Source organism: Achromobacter spanius (assembly GCF_039673305.1).
Classification (GTDB): domain Bacteria; phylum Pseudomonadota; class Gammaproteobacteria; order Burkholderiales; family Burkholderiaceae_B; genus Achromobacter; species Achromobacter spanius_F.
Genome location: NZ_JBDJLJ010000020.1, coordinates 77995 through 85429, shown reverse-complemented (window position 1 = coordinate 85429; position 7435 = coordinate 77995). Strand labels below are relative to the sequence as shown.

General features: G+C 67.0%; 8 protein-coding genes. 4 read left to right on the top strand and 4 right to left on the bottom strand.

Annotated elements, in window-relative coordinates; genetic code table 11:
* Positions 1 to 172 precede the first annotated feature (172 nt).
* The 4 genes from ABE485_RS17490 to ABE485_RS17475 all read left to right on the top strand — a co-directional run bounded on the left by ABE485_RS17490 (position 173) and on the right by ABE485_RS17475 (position 3778).
* Positions 173 to 1078 (top strand): pirin family protein, encoded by a 906-nt coding sequence (locus ABE485_RS17490; protein ID WP_346516527.1) that lies wholly within the window; start codon positions 173 to 175, stop codon positions 1076 to 1078.
* 76 nt (positions 1079 to 1154) lie between these two features.
* The gene (locus tag ABE485_RS17485) at positions 1155 to 1742 is read left to right on the top strand and encodes a CGNR zinc finger domain-containing protein (protein ID WP_346516526.1); all 588 of its coding nucleotides are present in this window, start codon (positions 1155 to 1157) and stop codon (positions 1740 to 1742) included.
* A gap of 215 nt (positions 1743 to 1957) precedes the next feature.
* Positions 1958 to 2830, top strand: a complete 873-nt coding sequence (locus ABE485_RS17480) for an alpha/beta fold hydrolase (protein ID WP_346516525.1) — start codon at positions 1958 to 1960, stop codon at positions 2828 to 2830.
* Between the two features lie 42 nt (positions 2831 to 2872).
* A complete protein-coding gene (locus ABE485_RS17475) occupies positions 2873 to 3778 on the top strand; it encodes a LysR family transcriptional regulator (RefSeq protein WP_346516524.1) in 906 nt (301 codons plus the stop codon).
* An 8-nt stretch (positions 3779 to 3786) separates the two neighbouring features.
* Here ABE485_RS17475 and ABE485_RS17470 read toward each other — a convergent pair whose 3' ends face one another.
* From ABE485_RS17470 to ABE485_RS17455, 4 genes are all read right to left on the bottom strand, one after another.
* Positions 3787 to 4251 (bottom strand): RidA family protein, encoded by a 465-nt coding sequence (locus ABE485_RS17470; protein WP_346516523.1) that lies wholly within the window; start codon positions 4249 to 4251, stop codon positions 3787 to 3789.
* A 51-nt stretch (positions 4252 to 4302) separates the two neighbouring features.
* On the bottom strand, positions 4303 to 5064 hold the full coding sequence (locus tag ABE485_RS17465) for an SDR family NAD(P)-dependent oxidoreductase (protein WP_346516522.1): 762 nt from the start codon (positions 5062 to 5064) through the stop codon (positions 4303 to 4305).
* Positions 5065 to 5262: 198 nt separating this feature from the next.
* A complete protein-coding gene (gene prfH / locus ABE485_RS17460; RefSeq protein WP_346516521.1) occupies positions 5263 to 5886 on the bottom strand; it encodes a peptide chain release factor H in 624 nt (207 codons plus the stop codon).
* Positions 5886 to 7022 (bottom strand): RNA ligase RtcB family protein, encoded by a 1137-nt coding sequence (locus ABE485_RS17455; protein ID WP_346516520.1) that lies wholly within the window; start codon positions 7020 to 7022, stop codon positions 5886 to 5888. Before ABE485_RS17455 ends, prfH begins: the two co-directional genes overlap by 1 nt.
* Positions 7023 to 7435 lie beyond the last annotated feature (413 nt).

Genomic DNA, 7435 nt, shown 5'->3' with positions numbered 1-7435 from the left:
ATCACGGACGAAAGCCGTGTCGAGCGGTCGGGCGGCAAGAACGCCGATGTGCTGGTGTTCGACCTGGCCTGAGGCCAGCCGCCGGGCGGATTCCTTGTCCGCCCGGCTTTACTTTCAACGGGCCGCGAGGCCTTAAGATGGCCTCTGGCCCATTCATGCGGAGCACTACACCATGTCGATCCTGTCCGAAGCCGGCGAAAGCCAGATTGAAACCGTTGTGGTGCCGCGCACCAGCGACCTAGGCGGGTTTTCGGTCCTGCGCGCGATCCCGTCCGCGCAGCGCCGCACCGTCGGCCCGTTTGTCTTCCTGGACCACATGGGGCCCGCCGACTTCGACGTGGGCGCGGGCATCGACGTGCGTCCGCATCCGCACATCGGCCTGTCCACGGTCACCTACCTGTACGAAGGCTCCATGGTCCATCGCGACGGCGCGGGCCATACGCAGACCATCCTGCCGGGCGAAGTGAACTGGATGACCGCGGGCCGCGGCATCGTCCACTCCGAACGATCCTCGCCGGAAAGCCGCCTGGCGCCGCAGCGCCTCTGTGGACTGCAGATCTGGGTGGGCCTGCCCAAGGAGCACGAGGAAACCGATCCGGGCTTCACGCATTACGGGCTGGACGCGCAGCCGGTGGTGGAGGGCGAGGGCGTGCGTGCCCAGGTAGTGGCGGGGTCGCTGTTCGGCAAGACCTCGTCGGTCAAGACGCTGTCGCCGCTGTTCTACGGCGACCTGCAATTGCAGGCGGGCGCCACGACAGTGCTGCCGGCCGAACACGAGGAGCGCGCCGCGTACCTGGCGCAAGGCACCGTGGAAATCGAGGGCCAGACCTACGAAAGCGGCCGCCTGGTGGTGTTCGCACCCGGCAAGCCCGTGCAGATCCGCGCCAAGACGGCCGCGCGTTTTGCGGTGTTGGGCGGCGAGCCCCTGGAGGGTCCGCGCTTTGTCTGGTGGAACTTCGTGTCCAGCAGCAAGGACCGCATCGAGCAGGCCAAAGAGGATTGGCAACGCAACCGTTTCGACCAGATCGTCCCGGGCGACGAAACCGAGTTCATTCCGCTGCCGCAGCCGCGTGCCTGATGCGCGGCGGTCTCGGGGGCGGCAGCGTAACTTTATTGGGCGCTGTTTAAGGGTTACACTGCCGTCGGAGGCCACCATGAACGAAACGCAAGCTCCCGAATTCCGGCAATTGGGCGACCACGTCGCCCTGGACATGATCAACACCATCGAGCAAAGCGGCGCCGGTCCGCTGGATCGATGGCAGTCCGACGCGGACGTGCAGGCCTGGCTTGCGTTGTCCGGCCTGGCGCCCGTGCAGGGCCCCGCGCCCAAGGGCCTGCTCGAAGGCGCTCGCGGCCTGCGCGAAACCGTGCGCGAACTGGTGGCGCGGCGCAAGGCCGGCGAACCGCTCAAGCTCACCGCGCTGAACCGCGCGCTCGCCGCAGGGGGCAGCCATCTGGCGCTCGAGGCCGGCGAGGGCGGGGTGAGGGTGACGCGCCAATATCCGTCGCAGACCGCGGCGCAGTGGCTATTGCCGGCGGCGGAGGCCGCGGCTGATCTGCTTGCCCACGGCGATTTCGGCCTGGTGCGCAAATGCGAGAGCGATGCGTGTTCGCTGTGGTTCTACGACCGCACGCGTTCCCACCGGCGCCGCTGGTGCAGCATGGCCCTGTGCGGCAACCGTCACAAGGTGGCGGCCTTCCGGCAGCGCGAAGCCGGCGACGCCGCGCCCGAGGCGCAATGATCCTGTTTGTTCTCTCTTCCAGCCCGGTTTCTGCCGGGCTTTTTGTTGTCGGCGAGGCTGACCCCGGCGGCGCCTGAAGGTCGGCAGGCTCCAGCCAAGGATAGAATAAGTAACCTGTATAAACGCTATTGACAGGTTACTCAAAATGCGTAGACTGTCTCCTGAAGCTTCGACACCCCCTCTGTTTCCCTCTTGCCTGCATCCTGGAGATCGTCATGAACGCCCAACCCGACAACGCCATCCACTATCGCCATGCGCACGCCGACGGACTGCGCTTCTTCTACCGCGAAGCGGGCGATCCGCAAGCGCCCGTGCTTCTGCTGCTGCATGGGTTTCCGAGCTCCTCGCACCAGTTCCGCAACGTGATCGCGCAACTGGCCACCCAGTTCCGGGTGATCGCGCCGGATCTGCCCGGCTTCGGCTACACGGAAGTGCCCGCCGACCGCGACTACCGCTACACCTTCGACAACCTGGCCAAGTCGCTCGAGGCGTTTGTCGATGAATTGGGCCTGACCCGCTACGCGCTGTTCTTCTTCGACTATGGCGCGCCCACCGGCCTGCGGCTGGCCCTGGCGCATCCGGAACGTGTCACGGGCCTGGTGTCCCAGAACGGCAACGCCTATCTCGATGGCCTGGGCGATGCCTGGGCGCCGATCCGCGCCTACTGGGCGGACCCGACCCCCGCGAACCGCCAGGTCATCCATGACGCGGTGCTCAATTTCGAGGGCACGAAGTGGCAGTACGTGCACGGCGTCGCCGATCCGGACAGCGTTGCGCCCGAAAGCTACACGCTGGACGCGGCCTTGCTGGAACGGCCCGGCAACAAGGACATCCAGCTGGACCTGTTCCTGGACTACGCGAACAATCTGAAGCTGTATCCGGCGTTCCAGGAATTCTTCCGCCGGTCCCGGCTGCCGACCCTGGCGATCTGGGGTCGCAACGATCCGTTCTTCATTCCGCCCGGCGCCGAAGCCTATCGGCGCGATAATCCGGATGCTGTCGTGGAACTGCTGGACACCGGCCATTTCGCGCTGGAGACGCATGGCCAGTACATCGCGCAGCGCATCATCGATGTGCTGGGACGCTGACCCGCACGGGCGGGTCGGCGCGGCCAACTCGCAGGAGCCTGCATGACCCGCCACTTTGACGACCTGCAGCTGGGCAGCATCGAGATGTTCTGCCTGGCGGCGGAACTCAGCAGCTTTACCGCCGCCGCGAACGCCGCGGGCGTCACGCCCGCGGCCGTCAGCCGCAGCGTGTCGCGGCTGGAGGGGCGGCTGGGCATCCGGCTGTTCGTGCGCAGCACCCGGCACATCCGCCTGAGCGATGAAGGGCGCGCCTATTTCGAGCAGGTGCGGCCCGCGATCGCGCAGCTGGTCGACGCGGAGCGGCAGGTCGGCGGGCAGGATGCGGCGGGGCGGCTGCGCATCAGCCTGCCCACGCCGTATGCGCATTACCGGGTGCTGCCGCTGTTGCCGGCGTTCCGCGACAAATATCCCAACGTCGATGTGCAGGTGCATATCAGCAACCGCAATGTCGACTTCGCCGACGACGGCTACGACCTGTCGGTGCGCGGGCGCGCGCCCGACGACTCCGCGCTGATCGCGCGCAAGCTCGAAGACGCCGAACTGGTGGTGGTCGGATCGCCGGACTATCTGCGCCGGCGCGGCACGCCGCGGGAACTGGAAGACCTGGGGGCGCACGACTGTATCCAGTTCGACCGGCCCAGCAGCGGGCGCCGGATCCCCTGGACCTTCCGGCGCGACGGAGAAGACGCCGACATCCTGACCGACGGCCCCTACGGCACGGCCGAGGATGTGTTGGGCGGCGTCACGTTGGCGCGGGCCGGCGCGGGCCTTTTCCAGACCTACCGTTTCGTGGTCGACGAAGACCTGCGGCAGGGCAGGCTTGCCGAAGTCCTGCAGTCGCATGGCGGCAGCACCCGGCCATTCGTGCTGCTGTATCCACATGCGCGGCATTTGTCGCGACGGGTGCGCGCGTTCGTCGATTTCCTGGTCGACAAGCTGGCAGACTGAGCGCCGCCTCAGGAAGGCTTGAGCTGCGCGATCACCACCAGGATGACGGCGGCATCGCCGGGCTGCTGCGCGACCGAATTGGCCGTGCGCGCGTGGCCCGCCTTGTCGCCGAGCACCCGCGCAAACAGGCCGGAGGCGCCGTCCAGGACCTTGGGCTGATCGAAAAATCCGGGCGCGCTGGCGACATAGCCTTCGACGCGGACGATGTGGTCCAGCCGGTCGAAACTGCCCGCATGCTGGCGGATCTGCGCCAGCACATTCAGCGCGGCAAGCTCCGCGGCCTGTAGGCCCTGGTCGAGCGTGAGCTCCGCGCCCACGCGGCCTTGCCAGACGACGCGGCCGTCGCGCAGAGGCAATTGGCCCGAGATGAACAGCAGGTCGCCGGCCTGGCTGGTGGCGGTGTATTGGCCCAGCGGCTGCGGGGCGGGAGGAAGGCTGAGGCCGAGTTCGGCCAGCCGGGCTTCGATGGACATGGCAAGGTTCCCGAAAGCGCGGAACGCCGCGCAGGCGTTCCGCAGTGGATGCTACCAGTGCCCGGCGGCCGCGCCGCCGTCGACCGGAACAATGGCGCCCGTGGTGAACGCCGAATCGGTAAGGTAAGTGACCGCGCCGACGATGTCGTCCACCTTGCCCAGGCGTCCCACCGGCTGCAGCGACTTCAGGAAGTCGAACGTGGCCGGGTCGTGCATCGGGGTTTCGATGATGCCGGGCGCCACGGCGTTGACGCGGATGTTCCGGTCGGCCAGTTCGATCGCGAGAGCCCGGGTGGCATGGTTCAGGCCGCCCTTGATCAGCACCGGCAGCAACGCCGGGACACGCGAGCTGGGCTGCATGGCGATGCTGGCCGTGATGTTGACGATGTGGCCGTCGCGGTTTTCGGCCATGTGCGACGCGGCCTGCTGGGTGATGTGAAAGAAGCCCTTCAGGTTGGTGTCGATGATGCGGTCCAGGTCTTCATCGGTGTATTCGCCCAGGGGCTTGGGGATGAAGATCCCGGCATTGTTGATCAGCACGTCGATCTTGCCGAAGCGCTCGGTGGCCTGGCGCACGATTTCGCGGGCGGTGCCGGCCAGCGCGATGTCGCCCGCGACGGGCAGGAAGGTTTGCGGGCGGCCCGCGCCACCATGGCCCAGGCCACTATGACCCAGCCGCTCGGCCGCGGCCTCCAGTCCTTCCCTGCTGCGGGCGTTGCCCACCACGTTGTCGCCGCGGCGCAGGTAGGCCTGGGCCAGGGCGAATCCGATACCGCTGGACGCGCCCGTGATCACTACAGTCTTGTTGGACATTTCAATTCTCCGGTTCTGGCATTTGAGGGTTGCCTGCGCGCTCAGACAGTGAGACGAACTATAGGAGCGGGCGCGCGGGCGATAAACGCCCGCGGCGGAACATGAATTGATACGTGGAGGAACAAGCGGCGGGCTGATCGGGCGCCCACGGATGCGCCGGCACGTTTCGTCATGCCGGCGAATCCGTGGGACAGCACATCAGCCGCCCTTGACCGGTTCGAAGGCTGGGCCCTTGAACACACGCCGCGCGCTGCCTCGCTCGACCTGGTGATGGAACTGCCTGCGCTGCGCTCGCTGGGCGGCTTGCGCCTCCTGTTCCAGGCCGGCCAGGCGGTGCGCGATCAGCAGCACCGCAATGCGCTTGTTGGCGTGCTGGCTGCGCTCGGTCTGCACCTTGACCGTGATGCCGGTGGCAACATGGGTGGCGCGGACCGCGGACTCCGTCTTGTTGACGTGCTGCCCGCCGGGCCCCGACGAGCGGGTAGTCTCGAAGCGGATTTCGCCCGCCAGGCTGGGCGCGGGCGCGTCACAACGCAATGCACCGATGAACCAGTTCTTGCGCTGATGCGCCGGCCGGTACGGACTTGCGCAGACCCACTGGATGGTTCCTTCCCAGGACGCCGCCAGGGCCTGCGCGCCGTCGCCGTCCAGGCTGACCAGGACGGAGCGCAGTGTGCCGGCGCGGGCGCCGCTTTCCTGTTCGAGGATATCGGCGCTGACCCTCGCGGCCTGCGCCTCGCGCAGCAGGAAGGCTTGCGCCTTGGCGACGGCAAGGCAGCATTCGTCGGGTCCGTGCGCGGCGGATAACTGTAAAAGCACCATCAGCAGCACTCCCCGCGTGTCTTGTAGGTCAGCACGGGACGCAGCCTGGCCAGCACTTTCAGCAGGCCCGCCTGCTCCAGGCTGGCGATGATGCTGTCGACCGGCTTGTAGGCCTCGGGCGCCTCTTCGTAGATGAGGTGCTTGTCCTCGCACACGACATGGCTGCCCAGCCGTGTCCGGCTCAGTTGCGCGGGGTTGTAGCGCTTGAAGAGGCGGTCCTTGCATTCGCTGCGCATCCATTTGCGGCCCGCGCCGTGCGCCAGCGAATAGAGGCTGGCTTCGCTGGGAATCGGCGCGACGAGATAGCTGAAATCGCCCCGGGAACCCGGAATGACCACCAGCCCGCAGTCGGACGGCGTGGCGCCCTTGCGATGCAGCCATCCTGCTTCGCCCTGGATCGCGCGGGGCGTGACCAGGTTGTGGTCGACGTCGAGCACCGGCTCGCCGCTTGCGCCCAGGCGCGCCAGCATGCGCCGCGCAATCAGCTCGCGGTTGGCGCGGGCGAACTGCAAGGCCGCGTCGTGCCGCGCGAGATAGTCCGCGCAGTCGTCGCTGCCTTGAAGCAGTCCGGCGTGCCCGTGGCGGTCGATGTGGTCGGCCAGGATGGCGCCGCCCAGCCCGCGCGAGCCGCTGTGCACCAGCAGCAGGAGCTGTTCAGTGTCCAGCCGCAGAGACGCGACCGCTTGCGGGTCATGGATCTCCTCGATGCGCTGCAGTTCGGCAAAGTGATTGCCGCCGCCTATCGTGCCCAGCGCGCGTTGAAAGCCGACGCCGGGAGGCGCCAGTTCGGACACCAGGTCGCGCCAGCTTTCGTCCAGCGGCCCGTCGATATCGCCAAGCCGCTTTTCCAGCTTGGCGGCGCCGGTCTTCCTGGCGTCGATGCCGGTGGTCCACAGCGCCATGCCGCAGCCGATGTCGCCGCCGATCAGCGCCGGATACAGGCGTTCACGCGAGAAGAAGGCCGCGCCCACCGGGTAGCCCCGGCCGGGATGCAGGTCAGGCATGCCCGCAACGCGGCGCATGCCGGCCAGGCGGGAAGTCGTGTGTAGTTGCTGGATCGCGTTGCCTTCGATCCAGGTGTCGTCCGAGGCGATGAGTGTCACGCTCTCGGACAATTGTTGAATGCAATTGCCCATGGAAATTCCAGATCAGGTAATGGAAGGGCGTGCTCCCGATGGGCCTGCGCACGCGCGGCCGCGTCGCGGTTGGACGCGATGAGGCGAAGCGCGGATGCGGCGGCCATCCTGTCCGTGGACAGGTCATGGCCATGCGTATGCGGCGGCAAGGGGAGGCCCTGTCAGACAGGTCCGGGCCAAAGGCAGTGCGAATGCGTTGCTGCGGGATTTACAGCAAAAGGGATTCGGTGAAGCTAGGCGCGGCCTGCAGAGCGAGAAGTTTGTTTTTGCATGATTCTTTTCTCCTGTGCAGTAAGTGGGTTGCTAGTGGGGGCGGCGCGTTTGCCGACGGAGCGCAACTGTATCACCGCAACTTGCGGCGCGTCTCGTGGACGCGCCGCAAATGGCGTCATTAAGCGTTCTTGCGTATGAAT